The 17,838-nt window shown below is 66.1% G+C and carries 21 protein-coding genes, 1 tRNA gene and 1 riboswitch; of the genes, 13 read left to right on the top strand and 9 right to left on the bottom strand.

What is annotated here, in order from left to right; all coding sequences use genetic code 11:
* The first annotated feature begins 74 nt into the window (after nt 1–74).
* The gene (locus MUU56_RS01025; protein ID WP_244765496.1) at nt 75–323 is read left to right on the top strand and encodes a DUF982 domain-containing protein; all 249 of its coding nucleotides are present in this window, start codon (nt 75–77) and stop codon (nt 321–323) included.
* A gap of 92 nt (nt 324–415) precedes the next feature.
* Here MUU56_RS01025 and MUU56_RS01020 read toward each other — a convergent pair.
* Nucleotides 416–500: transfer RNA gene (locus MUU56_RS01020), tRNA-Leu, on the bottom strand.
* Nucleotides 501–694: 194 nt separating this feature from the next.
* Here MUU56_RS01020 and lipB point away from each other — a divergent pair.
* Nucleotides 695–1,441: a lipoyl(octanoyl) transferase LipB gene (lipB, locus tag MUU56_RS01015; protein ID WP_244765495.1), complete on the top strand. Its 747-nt coding sequence runs from the start codon at nt 695–697 to the stop codon at nt 1,439–1,441.
* Here lipB and MUU56_RS01010 read toward each other — a convergent pair.
* Together MUU56_RS01010 and MUU56_RS01005 are read right to left on the bottom strand one after the other, a co-directional pair.
* Nucleotides 1,414–2,658 carry a hypothetical protein gene (locus MUU56_RS01010; protein WP_244765494.1) on the bottom strand — a complete coding sequence of 415 codons (1,245 nt, stop codon included), beginning with the start codon at nt 2,656–2,658 and terminating at the stop codon, nt 1,414–1,416. The two genes, lipB and MUU56_RS01010, sit on opposite strands and share 28 nt — an antisense overlap.
* Before the next feature lie 91 nt (nt 2,659–2,749).
* A complete protein-coding gene (locus MUU56_RS01005; RefSeq protein ID WP_244765493.1) occupies nt 2,750–3,700 on the bottom strand; it encodes a DMT family transporter in 951 nt (316 codons plus the stop codon).
* A 143-nt stretch (nt 3,701–3,843) separates the two neighbouring features.
* Here MUU56_RS01005 and MUU56_RS01000 point away from each other — a divergent pair, with 143 nt between their 5' ends.
* The 7 genes from MUU56_RS01000 (at nt 3,844) to MUU56_RS00970 (ending at nt 8,398) form a co-directional block, all read left to right on the top strand.
* Nucleotides 3,844–4,248, top strand: a complete 405-nt coding sequence (locus tag MUU56_RS01000) for a helix-turn-helix domain-containing protein (protein WP_244765492.1) — start codon at nt 3,844–3,846, stop codon at nt 4,246–4,248.
* A gap of 82 nt (nt 4,249–4,330) precedes the next feature.
* Complete coding sequence (locus tag MUU56_RS00995; protein ID WP_244765491.1) at nt 4,331–5,458, top strand: S-(hydroxymethyl)glutathione dehydrogenase/class III alcohol dehydrogenase; 1,128 nt, start codon at nt 4,331–4,333, stop codon at nt 5,456–5,458.
* Between the two features lie 35 nt (nt 5,459–5,493).
* Entirely contained in the window at nt 5,494–5,919 is a 426-nt protein-coding gene (locus MUU56_RS00990; RefSeq protein WP_244765490.1) for a GNAT family N-acetyltransferase, read from the top strand.
* Between the two features lie 39 nt (nt 5,920–5,958).
* A complete protein-coding gene (locus MUU56_RS00985) occupies nt 5,959–6,420 on the top strand; it encodes a YaiI/YqxD family protein (RefSeq protein ID WP_244765489.1) in 462 nt (153 codons plus the stop codon).
* The gene (locus MUU56_RS00980; protein WP_244765488.1) at nt 6,417–7,073 is read left to right on the top strand and encodes a DUF1345 domain-containing protein; all 657 of its coding nucleotides are present in this window, start codon (nt 6,417–6,419) and stop codon (nt 7,071–7,073) included. The genes MUU56_RS00985 and MUU56_RS00980 overlap by 4 nt, the downstream gene beginning before the upstream one ends.
* Nucleotides 7,074–7,093: 20 nt before the next feature.
* Nucleotides 7,094–7,927: an S-formylglutathione hydrolase gene (gene fghA / locus MUU56_RS00975; RefSeq protein WP_244765487.1), complete on the top strand. Its 834-nt coding sequence runs from the start codon at nt 7,094–7,096 to the stop codon at nt 7,925–7,927.
* A 156-nt stretch (nt 7,928–8,083) separates the two neighbouring features.
* Nucleotides 8,084–8,398, top strand: coding sequence for a DMT family transporter (locus tag MUU56_RS00970; RefSeq protein WP_244765486.1), 315 nt, complete (start codon nt 8,084–8,086; stop codon nt 8,396–8,398).
* An 11-nt stretch (nt 8,399–8,409) separates the two neighbouring features.
* On the opposite strand, the gene MUU56_RS00965 is transcribed toward MUU56_RS00970, so the two are convergent.
* From MUU56_RS00965 to MUU56_RS00940, 6 genes are all read right to left on the bottom strand, one after another.
* Nucleotides 8,410–8,793 carry a DoxX family protein gene (locus MUU56_RS00965; protein WP_244765485.1) on the bottom strand — a complete coding sequence of 128 codons (384 nt, stop codon included), beginning with the start codon at nt 8,791–8,793 and terminating at the stop codon, nt 8,410–8,412.
* Nucleotides 8,794–8,895: 102 nt separating this feature from the next.
* The gene (locus MUU56_RS00960) at nt 8,896–9,546 is read right to left on the bottom strand and encodes a hypothetical protein (RefSeq protein WP_244765484.1); all 651 of its coding nucleotides are present in this window, start codon (nt 9,544–9,546) and stop codon (nt 8,896–8,898) included.
* 73 nt (nt 9,547–9,619) lie between these two features.
* Complete coding sequence (locus tag MUU56_RS00955) at nt 9,620–10,405, bottom strand: ATP12 family chaperone protein (RefSeq protein WP_244765483.1); 786 nt, start codon at nt 10,403–10,405, stop codon at nt 9,620–9,622.
* Nucleotides 10,398–11,063: an HAD-IA family hydrolase gene (locus tag MUU56_RS00950; protein WP_244765482.1), complete on the bottom strand. Its 666-nt coding sequence runs from the start codon at nt 11,061–11,063 to the stop codon at nt 10,398–10,400. Before MUU56_RS00950 ends, MUU56_RS00955 begins: the two co-directional genes overlap by 8 nt.
* Nucleotides 11,063–12,055, bottom strand: coding sequence for an RluA family pseudouridine synthase (locus MUU56_RS00945; RefSeq protein WP_244765481.1), 993 nt, complete (start codon nt 12,053–12,055; stop codon nt 11,063–11,065). Before MUU56_RS00945 ends, MUU56_RS00950 begins: the two co-directional genes overlap by 1 nt.
* 71 nt (nt 12,056–12,126) lie before the next feature.
* Nucleotides 12,127–12,363 carry an Lrp/AsnC ligand binding domain-containing protein gene (locus MUU56_RS00940; RefSeq protein ID WP_024271053.1) on the bottom strand — a complete coding sequence of 79 codons (237 nt, stop codon included), beginning with the start codon at nt 12,361–12,363 and terminating at the stop codon, nt 12,127–12,129.
* A 268-nt stretch (nt 12,364–12,631) separates the two neighbouring features.
* On the opposite strand from MUU56_RS00940, the gene MUU56_RS00935 reads away from it, so the two are divergent.
* The 4 genes from MUU56_RS00935 to gcvP all read left to right on the top strand — a co-directional run bounded on the left by MUU56_RS00935 (nt 12,632) and on the right by gcvP (nt 17,818).
* Nucleotides 12,632–12,859: a hypothetical protein gene (locus tag MUU56_RS00935; RefSeq protein WP_244765480.1), complete on the top strand. Its 228-nt coding sequence runs from the start codon at nt 12,632–12,634 to the stop codon at nt 12,857–12,859.
* A 153-nt stretch (nt 12,860–13,012) separates the two neighbouring features.
* A riboswitch (glycine riboswitch) is annotated at nt 13,013–13,114 on the top strand.
* 158 nt (nt 13,115–13,272) lie between these two features.
* Nucleotides 13,273–14,412, top strand: a complete 1,140-nt coding sequence (gcvT, locus tag MUU56_RS00930) for a glycine cleavage system aminomethyltransferase GcvT (protein ID WP_244765479.1) — start codon at nt 13,273–13,275, stop codon at nt 14,410–14,412.
* Nucleotides 14,413–14,585: 173 nt separating this feature from the next.
* Entirely contained in the window at nt 14,586–14,948 is a 363-nt protein-coding gene (gene gcvH / locus MUU56_RS00925) for a glycine cleavage system protein GcvH (protein WP_244765478.1), read from the top strand.
* Nucleotides 14,948–17,818 carry an aminomethyl-transferring glycine dehydrogenase gene (gcvP, locus tag MUU56_RS00920; RefSeq protein ID WP_244765477.1) on the top strand — a complete coding sequence of 957 codons (2,871 nt, stop codon included), beginning with the start codon at nt 14,948–14,950 and terminating at the stop codon, nt 17,816–17,818. The genes gcvH and gcvP overlap by 1 nt, the downstream gene beginning before the upstream one ends.
* The last annotated feature ends 20 nt before the right edge of the window (nt 17,819–17,838 follow it).

Genomic DNA, 17,838 nt, shown 5'->3' with positions numbered 1-17,838 from the left:
GAATCGCCTCGCGATTTTTTTGGAACCATCGGTCCCGACCCGCATTCTCAAGCGCGAATGAAGGGACGAGACAAATGCCGACCACCCACTGGAACCGAAAACTGGGCATCCTGCTGCCGGGTGCCCTGCGCCCACGTTTCATCGAGGATATCCGCAATGCGATGTACGTCCTGGCCGAGCTCTGGCCGGTGACCTACGGCAAGGCCTACCAGCGGGCGCTTGCCTTCTGCGCCCGCGCGCTGGAGGGCCGCACCAGCGCCGCGCGTGCCCGCCTCGCCTTCATCGCGGCGGCGCGGGAAGCCCGCGTGGAAATCGTCGCCTGAGCAAGGGGCGGCGCCGTTCAACACCGTTGGACCGCGTGCGGATCGAAACCGTGAGCAAAAACAAAAAACCCGGCTGAAAAGCCGGGTTTTTTTGGTGCGGTCGAGAAGACTCGAACTTCCACGGGTTGCCCCACAGCGACCTCAACGCTGCGCGTCTACCAATTCCGCCACGACCGCATCGTGGTAGGTGTCGTCTTGCGGCGACGGGGGTGCATGTAGCAAAAGCATTTGGGGTGCACAAGGCCGTTGCGAAAGAAAAATGACGAAAAGCGAACAATTTCAACAGAGCCTGCGCAAGCCCCCTGAAACCCCTGAAATCCTTGCAGGATTGCGCCTATATCTGGCACAAAGGAATGAAAAGGACGGCCATCATGCAGCGTCAGGACATATCCGCTTCCCTTCTCGCCATTCCCGGCTCGCCGCCGGTGCGCTGGCGCGTCGCGCAGGGCCTCGTCGCCTATGACGAGGCGGTCGAAACGATGGAAAGGGAGGCGGCGGCGATCGCGAACGGCGAGGCCGACGAGCTCGTCTGGCTCGTCGAACATCCCCCGCTCTATACGGCCGGCACCAGCGCGGATGCCGCCGACCTCGTGGCGCCCGATCGCTTCCCGGTGTTCTCCACGGGCCGCGGCGGCGAATACACCTATCACGGCCCCGGCCAGCGGGTCGTCTATGTCATGCTGGACCTCAAGCGACGGCGGCAGGACGTGCGCGCCTTCGTGGCGGCGCTGGAGGAGGTCGTCATCGACGCATTGTCCTCGATGAACGTTCGCGGCGAGCGGCGCGAGGACCGGGTGGGCGTCTGGGTGCGCCGGCCGGAGCGTCCGCCCCTGCCGGACGGTTCGCCGGCGGAGGACAAGATCGCGGCCATCGGCATCCGCCTGCGGCGCTGGGTGAGCTTTCACGGCTTCTCGCTCAATGTCGATCCGGATCTCGACCATTTCTCCGGCATCGTGCCCTGCGGCATCCGCGGCTACGGCGTGACGAGCCTCGTCGATCTCGGCCTGCCCGTCATGATGAGCGATGTGGATGTGCGCATCCGCGATTCGTTCGAGCATGTCTTCGGCCCCACCGTTTCGGAGGCGGACTGTCAGCCCGTCAGCCTGTCGCAGGCATAGATGATCGCATAGCCGTGCAGGACGATGGCGGCGTAGAGGCCGAAGCCGGCGAGCAGGCGCTGCGGCGCCGTCATCGGGTCGAGCGCCGTGCGCGGCTTCACGCCGCCCCCGCCGATGAGGCTTAGCACGGTGAAGACCGCAAGACCGGCGATCAGGAGGCCGACCGGCAGGCCGATCCGCCAGCCCACCCAGAGGATCGCCAGCGTCACCAGGAAACTCGCCGAAAGAAGGCCGAGGCGGCTCGAAAACACCTGCCGCAGCACCTGCCCGCCGTCGAACCGGTGCATGGGCAGCAGGTTCAGAAGGTTGAAGGCGCCGAGAATCAGCAGGAAGACCAGCAGCACGGCGCCCGAGGAAGGGCCTGCCGCATCGTGCAGCGCGATGAGCGGCGGCACCAGGAAGGCCGGCATGCCGGCGCCCATCAGGGCACAGACCGCCACCTCGAACCGCGAATTGTACGGCCGCCCGCCGACGGCGATGCCGCCGAGCAGCGGCACGAAGATCATGCGCACCCGCTGGTGCCCGAAGGTGCGGTAGGCGGCCATGTGGCCGAGCTCGTGCAGGGCGATCACCACCGTCAGCAGGGTGGACAGCAGGAGGCCATGCGCAGTCAGCCCGAAGAACGGCCAGAGCAGCAGGGTGGAGAGCACCGCGAGGCCGGCCTGCGTCGCCGGGCGCTCCAGCACGCCGCGCACCTCGCCGCTGCCGGTCTCCAGCCATTGCTCGAGCGCCGCCATCTCCCGGCGGAGCTGGATGTAGCGGAAGAGGAGGAAGGCGACGCCGCGATAGCGGTCGGTCTGCTCGACGGTCAGGGCCGTCCCGCCCGGCACCGGGCGCAGCGTGCGCCGCTCCACATAATTGCGCCAGAAGGCGGCATCGAGCGCGCTGTCCTCGATCACCCGCGTTTCGCAGGCGATGTTTTCCGCATCCGCCGCCTCGTTCACCGCCAGCGTGCGGGTGATCGGGTTTCCCCGCCGGTCGGGATGGGAGAAGGTCTGCCGAACCCGGCCGGCCGACAGCCGCTCGCTGGAGACGACCGAAGGGTGCCAGTCCGCCTCGGCGCCGAGCGGGCTGACGAGCGCGGCGAGGCGCGGTGGCGGAGCCTTGAAGATGCGGGTGAGGTGCAGCGTGCGGCGGCCGACCGGCGCGGCGATCAGCAGCCAGATCAGGCCGAGATTGATCGCCAGAAGCAGGATCACCGAAACCGATGTCGACATGGCACCCTCCCCGGCCGTCATGGCAGGTTGCATCGAGCCTAGCGGCAATCTCCTAACAAATGTTAAGATTCGGCCCTGTGCGAAAAATCCGTCAGTCGAAGGCGATGTCGGCCCGGAGCCTGCGGCTCCTGTGCTCGCGCCAGATGATGAAGAGGCCCGAGGCGACGATGATGGCGATGCCGAGCCATTTCGAAGGCGTCGGGAAGTCGCCGAAGATGGCATAGCCGAGCACGGTCGCCGAGATGATCTCGAAATACTGGAACGGGGCGAGCAGCGAGAGCGGCGCCATGCGGAACGCGCGCACGACCAGCATATGCGCATAGCCGGAGAGCGCGCCGAGGATGACGAGCAGGACGAGGCCGAAGAGCGAGCCCGGCAGCGAGGGTTCGAAATCGGCGATGCCGGCCGAATTTCCGAGGAACAGCGCCGCGCCCATGAAGATCGTGCCGCCGAAGCCCGCGATGGTCTGCATGGTCAGCGGCGAATCGGCCTCGCCGATCGCGCGGTTCATGAAGAGATAGATGGAATAGAGGAAGGCGCAGGCGACCGGCAGCAGCGCCGTCCAGCCGAACAGCACGAAACTCGGCTGGATGACGATCAGCGCCCCGCCGAAGCCGACGACGATGGCAAGCCAGCGCCGCCAGCCGACCCTGTCGCCGAGGAAGGCCGCGGACATGGCGGTCAGGATGAAGGGTTCGACGAAATAGATCGCGAAGACGTCGGCGAGCGGCATGTATTTCACCGCCGCGAAGAAGAGAAGGCTCGCCGCCCCGTGGATCGCGCCGCGCAGCAGGTTGAGCCACGGCCGCTTCGGCCGCAGCATGGCGCTGCCGGCCGCCGTGAAGATCAGCGGGATCGTGCAGACCACCTGGAAGAAGAAGCGGTAGAACGTCACTTGGCCCGGCGACATGTCCGCGAAGGTCGCCATGTATTTGGCGATGGCGTCCATGCATGGCAGGAGCAGCATGGCGATCGCCATCAGCGCCACGCCCTGCATCGTGCCGGCGCCCGACGGATCGGTGGTGCTGGCCGTGGTGTTCATGCTGCGACTCCTTCGTTCGCCTCTGCATAGTCCTTTTCCGCAGGCTGGCAATGCCGGAAATCGCGTCATCGGCGCGGCGCATTTGAGGTAGCCCGGCCTCGCGCCTTGCCTGTAGACTTGCGGCAAGGACAATGGAGGCCGCGATGACCTTTCCCGGCGAGAGCAACACCATCCCCTTCCCTTCGGGCCGCGCCGACGGCGACACGCTCGGCGGGCGCATCTGGCGGGCGCGCGATGCGCTGGGGCTCGGCCTGGAAGACCTCGCCGCCCGCCTCGGCCTGCCGGAAGCCACGGTGAGCGGCTGGGAGCGCGACCATGCCGAGCCGGAGACGAAGGCGCTGTTCATGCTGGCCGGCGTTCTCTCGGTCTCCCCCTCCTGGCTGATCGCCGGCATCGGCGAGGCGCCGGCGGATCCCTCCGGCGAGGAGCACCTGCATCCGCTCCTGCGCCAGCTGCGTGAAATCCACCAGTTGCACGACCAGACCGGCAAGGCGATCGCCGCGCTCGAAACCGAGATCGCAAAATTGATCAAAAAAGATCAGGGCTGATTTTTTCCGGAAACCGCACTTGAGAGGCCGGACCTGCTCTGCAATGGTCGGCCCGACACAGAATCCGCATAGGGAGACGAAGATGGACGTACGCGCCGCCGTTGCCGTTCAGGCCGGAAAACCGCTGGAAATCATGACCGTGCAGCTCGAAGGCCCGCGGGCCGGCGAGGTGCTGGTCGAGGTGAAGGCGACCGGCATCTGCCACACCGACGACTTCACCCTGTCGGGCGCCGACCCGGAAGGCCTCTTCCCTGCCATCCTCGGCCATGAGGGCGCGGGCATCGTCGTCGATGTCGGGCCGGGCGTCACCTCGGTGAAGAAAGGCGACCACGTCATCCCGCTCTACACGCCCGAATGCCGCGAATGTTATTCGTGTCTGTCGCGCAAGACGAACCTCTGCACCGCCATCCGTTCGACGCAGGGCCAGGGCCTGATGCCCGACGGCACTTCCCGCTTCTCGATCGGCAAGGACAAGATCCACCACTATATGGGCTGCTCGACCTTCTCGAACTTCACGGTCCTGCCCGAGATCGCGCTCGCCAAGGTCAATCCGGACGCCCCCTTCGACAAGATTTGCTACATCGGCTGCGGCGTGACGACCGGCATCGGCGCGGTCATCAACACGGCGAAGGTCGAGATCGGCTCCACCGCCATCGTCTTCGGCCTCGGCGGCATCGGCCTCAACGTCCTGCAGGGCCTTCGCCTTGCCGGCGCGGACATGATCATCGGCGTCGACATCAACCCGGATCGCAAGGAATGGGGCGAGAAGTTCGGCATGACGCATTTCGTCAACCCGAAGGAGGTCGGCGAGGACATCGTGCCCTATCTCGTCAATATGACGAAGCGGAACGGCGACCTGATCGGCGGGGCGGACTACACGTTCGACTGCACGGGCAATACCAAGGTGATGCGCCAGGCGCTGGAATCGGCCCATCGCGGCTGGGGCAAGTCGGTCATCATCGGCGTTGCGGGCGCGGGCCAGGAGATTTCCACCCGTCCGTTCCAGCTCGTCACGGGCCGCCAGTGGATGGGCACGGCCTTCGGCGGGGCGCGCGGGCGTACGGACGTGCCGAAGATCGTCGACTGGTACATGGACGGCAAGATCCAGATCGACCCGATGATCACGCATACGATGCCGCTCGACGACATCAACGAGGGCTTCGAGCTCATGCATTCCGGCAAGTCCATCCGCGGTGTCGTGGTCTATTGACGGACACGACCCCCTATACAATCGACGTGCGGAGGATGGCAGCATTCTCCGCCGTCGAGCTTTATGCTCTCTTGAGACTGCGCGTCGATGTCTTCGTCGTCGAGCAGGCCTGCGCCTATCCCGAACTCGACGGCAAGGATGAGGACGCGCTGCATCTGCGGCTGCTGATCGACGGCGAGACGGCCGCCTATGCGCGCCTGTGGCAACCGGAGAACAGGGTGCCGCGCATCGGCCGCGTCCTCGTTTCGCCCGGACACCGGGGCAAACGCCTCGGCGAGGCCCTGATGCACGAAGCGATATCGGCCTGCGAGGCGCATTTCCCGGGGCAACCGATCGCCCTTTCCGCGCAAGGCCATCTGGAGCGCTTCTACCGATCCTTGGGTTTCGCGCCGACATCGGGAGAATATGTCGAGGATGGTATTCCCCATATCGACATGCAGCGTCCTGCCGGCCATTCTTGAGACTGCGCGGAACCACGACATACAGGAAATTGCGGCGCCATGATCTACGTTGACGCGGATGCGTGCCCGGTAAAGCCCGAAATCCTCAAGGTGGCGGAACGCCATGGCATGGCGGTGACCTTCGTCGCCAATTCGGGCCTGCGCCCGTCGCGCGACCCGATGGTGCGCAACGTCATCGTCTCGGGCGCCTTCGACGCGGCGGACAACTGGATCGCCGACAATGTCGGCGCCGACGACATCGTCGTGACGGCCGACGTGCCGCTGGCGGTGCGCTGCGTCGAGAAGGGCGCGCATGTTACCGGCCCCACCGGCCGCCTCTTCGACAAGACCAATATCGGCATGGCGAGCGCCATGCGCGACCTCGGCGCGCATCTGCGCGAAACGGGCGAGAGCAAGGGCTACAATGCCGCCTTCTCGCCGCGCGACCGCTCCGCCTTCCTCGAAATGCTCGACCGCCTCTGCCGCCGGGCGAAGAACGCGCAGGCTGGCCCGTCCCCATGAAAAAGGCGCCGGGGCCGAGGATCTACGGCAGGCACCTGCCCTTCTATGTCGGCATCGGCGCGGCGGCCCTCGCGCTTGCCCTTGCGCTCTGGCTCAAGCCGGATTTCGCCATCGGCATCGCGGCCGTCGCCTTCTTCCTCTGCTATCTCCTCTTGACCGCCTGGCGCGTGCCGCGCCTGACCGCAGCCCATCTCGAATATTATGCGACGGACACGGACGAGCCGGTCACGGTCATCTTCGCCGTGACGTTCGCGGCCGTCGCCGTTTCCACGGGCTCGCTCTTCGTGGTGCTCAACCGGCCGGCCGCCTCCCTCGGCGAATTCGTGCTCGCCTTCGCCTCCGTCGCGCTCGGCTGGCTGACCATCCACACCATGGCGGCCATGCACTATGCCCATCTCTATTGGCGCCCCGGCAGCACGGAAACGAGCCTCGATGCCGGCCGAAGCCTCGACTTTCCCGGCAAGGCCGCGCCCGGCGCCTACGATTTCCTCTATTTCGCCTTCGTCATCGGCATGACCGCGCAGACCTCGGACGTCGCCATCACCTCCACGGCGATGCGCAAGGTCAACCTGCTGCACGCGATCGTTTCCTTCTTCTTCAACACGGTGCTGGTTGCCGCCGCCGTCAATGCGGCAGTATCGCTCGCCACCTGAACCATACACGGAGTTCCCAGATGAAAGTGCTTTCCCAGAACACGGCCTTCGGCGGCATGCAGGGCGTGTTCGCCCATGATTCGGAAGCCTGCAAGTGCGAGATGACCTTCGCCGTCTTCGTGCCGCCGCAGGCGATCCACGAGCCGCGCCCCGTGCTCTGGTATCTGTCCGGCCTCACCTGCAGCCATGCCAATGTCATGGAGAAGGGCGAATACCGGCGCATGGCCGCCGAGCTCGGCCTCATCGTCGTCTGCCCGGACACCAGCCCGCGCGGCAACGACGTGCCGGACGAAATCACCAACTGGCAGATGGGCAAGGGCGCCGGCTTCTATCTCGACGCGACCGAGGCGCCCTGGGCGGAACACTACCAGATGTACAGCTATGTGACGGAGGAGCTGCCGAATTTCGTCAGCCAGCATTTCCGCATGGACATGGCGCGCCAGGGCATTTTCGGCCATTCGATGGGCGGCCACGGCGCCATGACGATCGCGCTCAGGAACCCGGAGCGCTTCAGGAGCTGCTCGGCCTTCGCGCCGATCGTCGAGCCCTCCACCGCCGACTGGTCGGCCCCGGCCTTCGAAAAGTATCTCGGCGCCGACAAGGCGGCGTGGCGGCAATACGATGCCTGCGCGCTCGTCGCCGATGGCGCCCGGTTCCCGGAATTCCTCATCGACCAGGGCAAGGCGGACGGCTTCCTGGAAAACGGCCTGCGCCCCTGGCTCTTCGAGGCAGCGGTCAAGGATACGGACATCGCTTTGACGCTGCGCATGCACGAGCGCTACGACCACTCCTACTACTTCATCTCCACCTTCATGGACGATCACCTGAAGTGGCATGCCGAGCGTCTCGGCTGAGCCATTGCAATGGCGGGGGCGCATGGCTGGCATGCCGCCCCCGTCCTTGCCCTTCCCCGCCACCGGGGTATAGTACGCCCCGGTAGACGGCTACCGCCGGATGGCATCCGGTCACGACCGCGGGGACGGCCTCGCTCCTTTCTTATGGAGTGGGCAATGCCCTGGATTTATCTCACCCTCGCCGGCCTGTTCGAAATCGGCTGGGCGATCGGCCTCAAATATACCGACGGTTTCACCAGGCCTCTGCCGACGGTCCTCACCGCCGGCTCGATGGTCGTTTCCATCGTCCTGCTCGGCCTTGCCGTGAAGACGCTGCCGATCGGCACCGCCTATGCGATCTGGACCGGCATCGGCACGGTCGGCACCGTGATGCTCGGCGTCGTCCTCTTCGCCGAGCCGGTGACCGCCATGCGCATGGGCTGCATCGCGCTCATCGTCACCGGCATCCTCGGCCTGAAATTCGCGGCCTAGAGCGGGCGGCTCTAACGGCGGTTGTCGAGCGCGAAAGCACCCGGCCCTGCGGCGGTCAGGTAGAGGAAGACGAAGCAGAACAGGATCGCGGCGTCGCCGCGATTGTTGATCGGGAAAAAGCTCTGCGGTGCATGCGCCATGAAATAGGCGACCGCCATGAAGCCGCAGAGCACGAAGGCCGCCGGCCGCGTGAAGAGGCCGAGCAGGATCAAAAGGCCGCCGGCGATCTCCAGCGCGCCGGCCAGCCCTATCAGGTTCATCAGATCGCCGAAGGGCTGGTCCGAGGGCGGGAAATTGAAGAACTTTTGCGTGCCGTGCTCGATGAAGAGCAACGCCGTCATGATGCGCAGCGCCGCCAGCGCCTGCGGCCGATAGGCGGATAGACCGTCGAACATGCCTTCGTTCCCCTTCGTTTCAAGAAGAAGGGAACTCTATCACGCTTCCCGCACGGATTCGCCTGGTCCTTGCCGCGCCTCGCCGTGGCGCATTTCGCGCGATCAGTCGCAGCTGATCGCCTGCGTGACGACGCAGGGCGCCACCTTCTTCCTGGAGCCTTCCGGCAGCGCGCGCGAGCGCACCGTCAGCGCCGCCTCGCTGGGAATGACCAGCGGGCGTTTCTCCCCGCCCGGATAGGCCTGGATGGAGGTTCTCGTCGGCGTGCGGCGCTTGCCGCCGGCCTCCTTGCGATCCTTGCCGGGACGCTTGCCATAGGTCGCCTTGCCGGTGGCGACCGGCGCCAGGTGATAGGCGAGCGCCACCCGCTTGGCGATGGCATCGCCGAGCGCTGCCTCGCGTCCCCTCTGCTCCGGCATGAAGCTGTTGACCGTCAGGGTCCGGCGCGACGCTTCGCCGGGACCGTCCAGCGTCACCGTCACGCGGGCCGTGCTCCGGCCGTCGCTGCCCTGCCTTACGCCGGAAACCCGCACATCCATTACCGCCCGGTCAATCGCGACGGCCCGGCGCGTCGCCTTGGCAGCCCGCTTCAGGTGCTCGCCCGCGCGCTTCAGCACCGTGGCGGACGCGCTGCCGTCGCCGCTGACGACGATCTTGCGGATGTCTCGGACCGGATAGGCCTCGTCGGCGCTGGCGGCGAAGGGAGTGGAGAAGAGAAGGCTGGCGGAAAGAAGGACGCGGACGAGGAACTGCATGAAGTCAAACCGGTATGCGATGTCGGATTTCGGTCGCGCGCCAAAATGGTGCGAACCTCTTAACAAAGTCTTTTCAGCGCGGAATTTCCGCAAGCACGGCGGCGGCGACGTCCATTTCCGCCCGGCGCAGCGCGCGGCGGTGGAAGGCCTCCTCGTCCGTGCCCCAATGCTCGATCTGCCAGTCCTCGTCGACATGGGCGAGCGTCCAGGCCCTGTCGGCGTCGATGACGCCCTCGGCGAGCGCCAGCGCCAGCAGCGCCGAGCCGGTGAGCGTCGTCACCGTGTGCAGGCAGGCGAGTGCCAGCGGATCGCGGAACGCGGCAAGCGCCTTGGAAAAGGCCTCGATCGCCGGCGCCGGCTGTTCCTGGTGCATCACGCCTTCGACGAGGATGAAGCGCGCGCCCCTTGTGTCGGCCACCCAGCGGATGACCGGGTCCCAGCCCTCGCGCTGCCGCTCGACGAGCCCGGCCGGCGAATCCGCGCGGTAGCAGAGCATGTCCGTGCCGGCAAAGCGCACGATCTCGTCGAAGACCGCATCGAAATTCTCCGAGACGCCGTCGACGGCCGTGTTGACGAGCCGCGTCACCGGCATTTTCGCCGGGTCGATCTCCTCGCCCTGCCCGTCCCATTCGGCCACGAGCCGGTCGGCGATCGGCTTGGCCGGCACGGCGAGCAGCTTCTTGCCGGGCGTGCGCACCGGGCGGCCGTCGAGCAGGATGCGGTGGCCCTCCTCCACCTCGTCCGTCGAAACCGCCTTGTAGAACCGCTTCGGCAACGGGCGCTTCATCTGGATCTGCGCGCGGCGCACCGGATCGGGATCGCTCATCGCATCGGAAAGGTCGCTCAGGATATCACGCATCGGAAATCTCCAGCCATTCGAGAAGGTCGGCGGGCGTGCGCAGGATGTGGTCCGCGCCGGCCTCGACCAGTTCGGGCACGGTGGCATAGCCCCAGGAAACGCCGATCGCCTTCGCACCCGCCGCCTTCGCCATCTGCATATCGTAGACCGCATCGCCGATGACAACCGTGCGCACCGCATCCACGCCCGCCTCGCTGCAGCATTCCGTCACCATGGCCGGATGCGGCTTGGAGGGGCAGTCGTCGGCCGTGCGCGAGACGAAGAACGTCCTGTCGAAGCCGTGCGCGGCGCGGATGAGATCGAGGCCGCGGCGGGACTTCCCCGTCACGGCGCCGAGGATCAGGTCGTCCTGCCGCTCGAGGCGCGCCATCATGGCGGCGATGCCCGGAAAGAGCGGCTCCTGGAAGCCGGGCTCGGCGCGCACGCCGGTATAGGCCGCCTTATAGTGCGCGGTCATCGCCAGCGCCTCGTCGTCGACATGCGGCTTGCCCTGCATGCGGGCGATGGCGATGTCGAGCGTCAGGCCGATGATCGCCTTGGTTTGCGCGATATCCGGCCGTGCGAAGCCGAAATCGACGAAGGTGCGCGCCATGACCTCATGGATCAGGTTGACGCTGTCGACCAGCGTGCCGTCGCAATCGAAAAGGACGAGCCGCATCAGTCTTCCTCGTCCGCCGCGTTCTGGTCGAAGCCGAAGAGGTTCCAGGTCTGCACCATGTGCGGCGGCAGCGGCGCGGTGACGCGCAGGCGCCCGCCGGACGGGTGCGGGATGTCGATATGGCGGGCATGGAGATGCAGGCGGTTCTGCACGCCGCCCGGAAAGCTCCAGTTGACGTCCGCGTCGAAATATTTCGGGTCGCCGAGGATCGGGTGGCCGATATGGGCGGCGTGCACGCGCAGCTGGTGCGTGCGCCCGGTATAGGGCTCCATCTCCAGCCAGGCGAAGTTCTGCCCCGCCTGCTCGACGATACGGTAGAAGGACACGGCGTGGTCCGCACCGTCCTCGCCGTGCTTGGCGATGCGCATGCGGTCGCCGTCCGACGTCTGCTCCTTGACGAGCCAGGTGGAGATCTTGTCCTCGCGCTTCTTCGGCACGCCCTTGACCAGCGACCAGTAGGTCTTCTTGGTGTCGCGCTCGCGGAAGGCGGCGGTCAGCTTCTGCGCCGCGCCCCGCGTGCGGGCGATGACGAGCACGCCCGACGTGTCGCGGTCGAGGCGGTGCACGAGACGCGGCTTCTCGCCCTTCTGGCTCGTCCAGGCCTCCAGCATCTTGTCGATGTGCCGGGTGACGCCCGAACCGCCCTGCACGGCGATGCCGGCCGGCTTGTTGAGCACGAAGACCTTGTCGTCCTCATGCAAGAGCATGCGGGCGAGCAGTTCGCCATCGGGGGAATGTTTCAGGTCGCGGCCGGCGATGGGGCCGGCCTTCGGGCCCTTGGCATCCACGTCCATCGGCGGGATGCGGACCATCTGGCCGGGCTGCACGCGGGTGTCGCTCTTGGCGCGGCCGCCATCGACACGCACCTGGCCGGAGCGCAGCAGTTTCTGCAGCTGGCCGAAGCCGAGGCCCGGATAGTGGACCTTGAACCACCGGTCGAGCCGCATGCCCGCCTCGTCGTTCTCCACCTGCTTGTGTTCGATGCCTGCCATCTTCGCCTTCTTTCGTTGCGCCGTGCTTTAGCGCAAGAACGGGCGAAGGGGAATATTGGAAACGGCGCGCGTCAGAATGCGCGGAAGGTCAGCGTCGTCAGGGATCGCACGATGCCCGGAATGGAGGCGACGTGGTCGTTGATGAACTTGCCGATATCCTCCTCGCTGTCGACATAGATCTTCAGGAGAAGGTCGTAGTCGCCGCTCGTCGAATAGAGCTCCGAAATGAGTTCCGTAGCGTAAAGCGCGTCGGCGACCTCGTAGGTCTTGCCCGGAGCGCATTGCAATTGCACGAAAATCGGCTTCATCGGTTCCTCCCGCGCCATCGGCGGCATGCGTGTTCCCGCCCGATTCCGGCGGCATTCCATATCTCTTATGGCGGAATTCCGCCGCCAAAGGCAAGGCCGGCCGATAATCGTACAGACCGTTAAAACTCGATGAAAATGCAACCGTGGCACTTTATACCTCGGAAAGATGCAACTGATAAATTGCAACGATACAAAACCAACTCCGTTGAATGCCATGACACAGATCGTGACAGTTTCGCCGGCAACGGCCGCCTACGCATCGCAGGGAATGCGGTCGCAGACGCGTGCGAACACCCTCTTCGAGGAGCGCATCCATGCCTGGAGCGAGGATGCGAAGGTCCGCGGCGATGCCCGCGCGATCGCCGCGCTCACCGTCATCCATCCGCCGGCCCTGGCCCTGGCGCTGATCACCGCCCCCGGAAGCGCGGTAACCGTTTCGCAGGCGCAGCGCCTCTATGTCGAGAATGACCTGCCCGCCGTGCCGGAACCCGCCTGATCCTCCTTCGGAAAACAGCCGTCCTCCAACCTGCCGCCCCTTCGGGGGCTTTTCTTTGCGCGGTCCCTGCCCGGCCTTTCCCGCTACGACAAAAATTCGCTTGGGAGCGACGCAACGCTCTTGCCAAAGCGCGGGCAACGCCTTTATCTGGAGGCGACCTCGCTGGGAGAAGCTGGCCGCCCGACCAAGGGCATGGCCGGTGCCGAAGGAGCAACCGCCCCGGAAACTCTCAGGCAAAAGGACCAGCAAGGTGCCGTCGGAACTCTGGAGAGAAGCGTTTTTCGAGCGCTCGCCGAAGGGATAACAATCTCAGGCGAAGGGACAGAGGGGGCTCAGGAGAGCGGCGCGAAAGCGCCGGGATTGTGAGCCGGTGCCCGTTGGATAGGGGGCGCCACAGGACTGGAGGGCGCCTTTTGGACGGATCGTCTGAACTCAAGAAAACCCCGCTTCATGCGCTGAACCTTTCGCTCGGCGCCCGCATGGTGCCGTTCGCCGGCTACGAGATGCCGGTGCAATATGCCGCCGGCGTGATGAAGGAACATCTGCACACCCGCGCGAGCGCCGGCCTGTTCGACGTGTCCCACATGGGCCAGGTCACCGTGCGCGCCCGCTCCGGCGACAATGCGGACGCCGCCCGCGCGCTGGAGACGCTGGTGCCGGTCGATGTCCTCGGCCTCGGCGAGGGCCGCCAGCGCTACGCCCTCTTCACCAATGACGCGGGCGGCATCCTCGACGACCTGATGATCGCCAATCGCGGCGACCATTTCTACGTCGTCGTCAACGCCGCCTGCAAGGAGGCGGATTTCGCCCATATGCTGGCGAAGATCGGCGACACCTGCGAACTGACCCTGCACGACGACCGCGCCCTCATCGCGCTGCAGGGCCCGCATGCCGAGGCCGTGCTCGCCGAACTGTGGGCGGACGTCTCCTCCATGCGCTTCATGGACGTGCGCGCCTGCGACCTGCACGATGCCGACTGCATCGTCTCGCGTTCGGGCTATACGGGCGAGGACGGGTTCGAGATCTCCATTCCCGCCAGCCTTGCCGAAGCGGTCTGTCGCCGCCTGCTCGACCACCCGGACGTGCTGCCGATCGGCCTTGGCGCGCGTGATTCGCTGCGCCTCGAAGCCGGCCTCTGCCTTTACGGCAACGACATCGACACGACGACCACACCGGTGGAAGCCGGTCTCGAATGGGCCATCCAGAAGGTGCGTCGCACGGGCGGCGAGCGCGCCGGCGGCTTTCCGGGTGCGGCCGTCATCCTCCGTGAGCTCGAAAACGGCGCATCCCGCCGCCGCGTCGGCCTGAAGGCGGAGGGCCGCGCGCCGGTGCGCGGCGGTGCGGTGCTCGCCACCGATGCCGAGGGCGAGGACGTCGTCGGCACCGTCACCTCCGGCGGCTTCGGCCCGAATGCCGACGGCCCCGTCGCCATGGGCTACGTCACCAAGGCGGCGACGGCGCCCGGCACCCAGCTCTATGCCGGCGTGCGCGGAAAATTCCTGCCCATCACCGTCGCGGCCATGCCCTTCGTCAAGAACACCTTCAAGCGCTGACAGATGTACGTGCTTCGCCCCCTCATCCGCCTGCCGGCACCTTCTCCCCGCGGGGGAGAAGGTGAAAAAGGCAAGCGCCGGTATCCCCTTCTCCCCCGCGGGGAGAAGGTGGCCCGAAGGGCCGGATGAGGGGGTTGGTTCGACCAACAAATTTCCCATAGAGAGGAACGAACATGCTGAAATTCACCGAAGAACACGAGTGGCTGAAGATCGAAGGCGGCGTTGCGACCGTCGGCATCACGGTGCACGCGGCCGAACAGCTCGGCGATCTCGTCTTCGTGGAACTGCCCGAGGTCGGCGCGACCTTCGAGAAGGGCGGCGACGCGGCCACCGTCGAGAGCGTCAAGGCAGCTTCCGACGTCTATTGTCCGCTTGACGGCGAGATCGTCGAAATCAACGAGGCGATCACCGCCGATCCCTCCCTCGTCAACAGCGACCCGCAGGGCGCCGGCTGGTTCTTCAAGCTGAAGCTCGCTAACCCCGCCGACGCGGAAGCGCTGCTCGATGAAGCCGCCTACAAGGAGCTTGTCGGCTGATGTCTCTTCCCAAGGATTTCGCCTTTACCGATTACCAGCCCTACGACTTCGCCAACCGTCGCCATATCGGCCCCTCGCCGAAGGAGATGGAGGCGATGCTGAAGGTGATCGGCTATGACAGCCTCGACGCGCTGATCGACGACACCGTGCCGCAGTCGATCCGCCAGGCAAAGCCGCTGGAATGGGGCGCGCCGATGACCGAGCGCGAGGCGCTCGACAAGCTGCGCGAGACCGCCAACCGCAACAGGAAACTCGTCTCGCTGATCGGCCAGGGCTATTACGGCACGATCACCCCGCCGGTCATCCAGCGCAACATCCTGGAGAACCCCGCCTGGTACACGGCCTATACCCCCTACCAGCCGGAAATCAGCCAGGGCCGCCTCGAAGCGCTGCTCAACTACCAGACCATGGTCTGCGACCTGACCGGCCTCGACGTCGCCAACGCCTCGCTGCTCGACGAGGCGACCGCCGCCGCCGAAGCCATGGCCATGGCCGAGCGCGTGGCGAAATCCAAGGCAAAAGCCTTCTTCGTCGACGAGAACTGCCACCCGCAGACCATCGCGCTCTTGAAGACCCGCTCCGAACCGCTCGGCTGGCAGATCATCGTCGGCGATCCCTTCACCGACCTCGACCCCGTCGACGTCTTCGGCGCGATCTTCCAGTATCCCGGCACCTACGGCCATGTGCGTGATTTCTCGGGCCTCATCGCTCGCCTGCACCAGACCGGCGCCATCGCCGTCATCGCGGCCGATCCGCTGGCCCTCGCGCTCCTGAAATCGCCCGGCGACATGGATGCGGATATCGCCATCGGCTCCACCCAGCGCTTCGGCGTGCCGGTCGGCTACGGCGGGCCGCACGCGGCCTACATGGCCGTCAAGGACGCCTACAAGCGCTCCATGCCCGGCCGCCTCGTCGGCGTGTCGATCGATGCGCGCGGCAACCGCGCCTATCGCCTGTCGCTCCAGACCCGCGAACAGCACATCCGCCGCGAAAAGGCGACGTCGAACATCTGCACCGCGCAGGTGCTGCTCGCCGTCATGGCCTCGATGTACGCCGTCTTCCACGGGCCGCAGGGCCTCAAGGCGATCGCCCAGAGCGTGCACCAGAAGACCGTCCGCCTCGCCAAGGGCCTCGAAAAGCTCGGCTACACGGTCGAGCCCGACGTCTTCTTCGACACGATCACCGTCCATGTCGGCAAGCTGCAGGGCATCATCCTGAAGACGGCCGTCGCGGAAGGCGTGAACCTGCGCAAGATCGGCGACGACCGCATCGGCATCAGCCTCGACGAGCGCTCGCGCCCCGTCACGCTGGAGGCTGTCTGGCGCGCCTTCGGCGGCAATTTCGAGGTGGCCGAATTCGAGCCGGACTACCGCCTGCCGGAAGACCTCTTGCGCACCAGCGAATACCTGACGCATCCGATCTTCCACATGAACCGCGCGGAAAGCGAGATGGTGCGCTATATCCGCCGCCTCTCCGACCGGGACCTCGCGCTCGACCGGGCGATGATCCCGCTCGGCTCGTGCACGATGAAGCTCAATGCGACGGCGGAAATGCTGCCGATCACCTGGCCGGAATTCGCGGAGATCCATCCCTTCGTTCCCGCCGACCAGGCGCAGGGTTATCGCTACCTCATCGAGGACCTGTCGCAGAAGCTCTGCGACATCACCGGCTACGACGCCGTCTCCATGCAGCCGAATTCCGGCGCGCAGGGCGAATATGCCGGCCTCCTGACGATCCGCGCCTATCACCTCGCCAATGGCGACACGCATCGCGACGTCTGCCTCATCCCGACCTCCGCGCACGGCACCAACCCCGCCTCCGCCCAGATGGCCGGCATGAAGGTCGTCGTCGTGAAAGTGTCGGAGAACGGCGATATCGATATGGCCGATTTCCGTGCAAAAGCAGAGCAGTACGCGGAAAACCTCTCCTGCTGCATGATCACCTACCCCTCCACGCACGGCGTCTTCGAGGAGAATGTGCGCGAGGTCTGCGAGATCGTGCACAGGCATGGCGGCCAGGTCTACATGGACGGCGCCAACATGAACGCCATGGTGGGCCTTGCCCGCCCGGGCGACATCGGCTCGGACGTCTCGCACCTGAACCTCCACAAGACCTTCTGCATCCCGCATGGCGGCGGCGGCCCCGGCATGGGGCCGATCGGCGTGAAGGCGCACCTTGCGCCCTTCCTGCCGAGCCATCCGGAAGTCGCGGGCCTTGGCAATACCGGCGCCGTCTCGGCGGCGCCCTTCGGCTCGGCCTCCATCCTGCCGATCTCCTGGAGCTACTGCCTGATGATGGGCGGCGAAGGCCTGACGCAGGCGACCAAGGTGGCGATCCTCAACGCCAACTATATCGCCGCCCGCCTGAAGGGCGCCTATGACGTGCTCTACGCCTCCGCCAAGGGTCGCGTGGCGCATGAATGCATCATCGACACGCGCCCGCTTGCGGCAAGCGCCGGCGTCACCGTCGACGACGTCGCCAAGCGGCTGATCGACTGCGGCTTCCACGCCCCCACAATGAGCTGGCCGGTTGCCGGCACGCTGATGATCGAGCCGACCGAATCGGAGACCAAGGCCGAGATCGACCGGTTCTGCGAGGCGATGCTGGCGATCCGCGAGGAGGCCCGCGCCATCGAGGACGGCACGATGGACAAGGACAACAACCCGCTGAAGAACGCCCCGCACACGGTGGAAGACCTCGTCGGCGAATGGGACCGCCCCTATTCGCGCGAACAGGCCTGCTACCCGCCGGGCGCCTTCCGGGTGGACAAGTACTGGTCGCCGGTCAACCGCGTCGACAATGTCTACGGCGACCGCAACCTCGTCTGCTCCTGCCCGCCGCTGGAGGATTATGCGGAGGCTGCCGAGTAGGGACTTTGTGTCCCGGCCGT

Origin of the sequence: Shinella yambaruensis (assembly GCF_022899355.1) — a bacterium.
GTDB lineage: Bacteria > Pseudomonadota > Alphaproteobacteria > Rhizobiales > Rhizobiaceae > Shinella > Shinella yambaruensis.
Note: the sequence above shows the minus strand (reverse complement) of the source record. Positions and strands in the feature narration are given on the sequence as shown.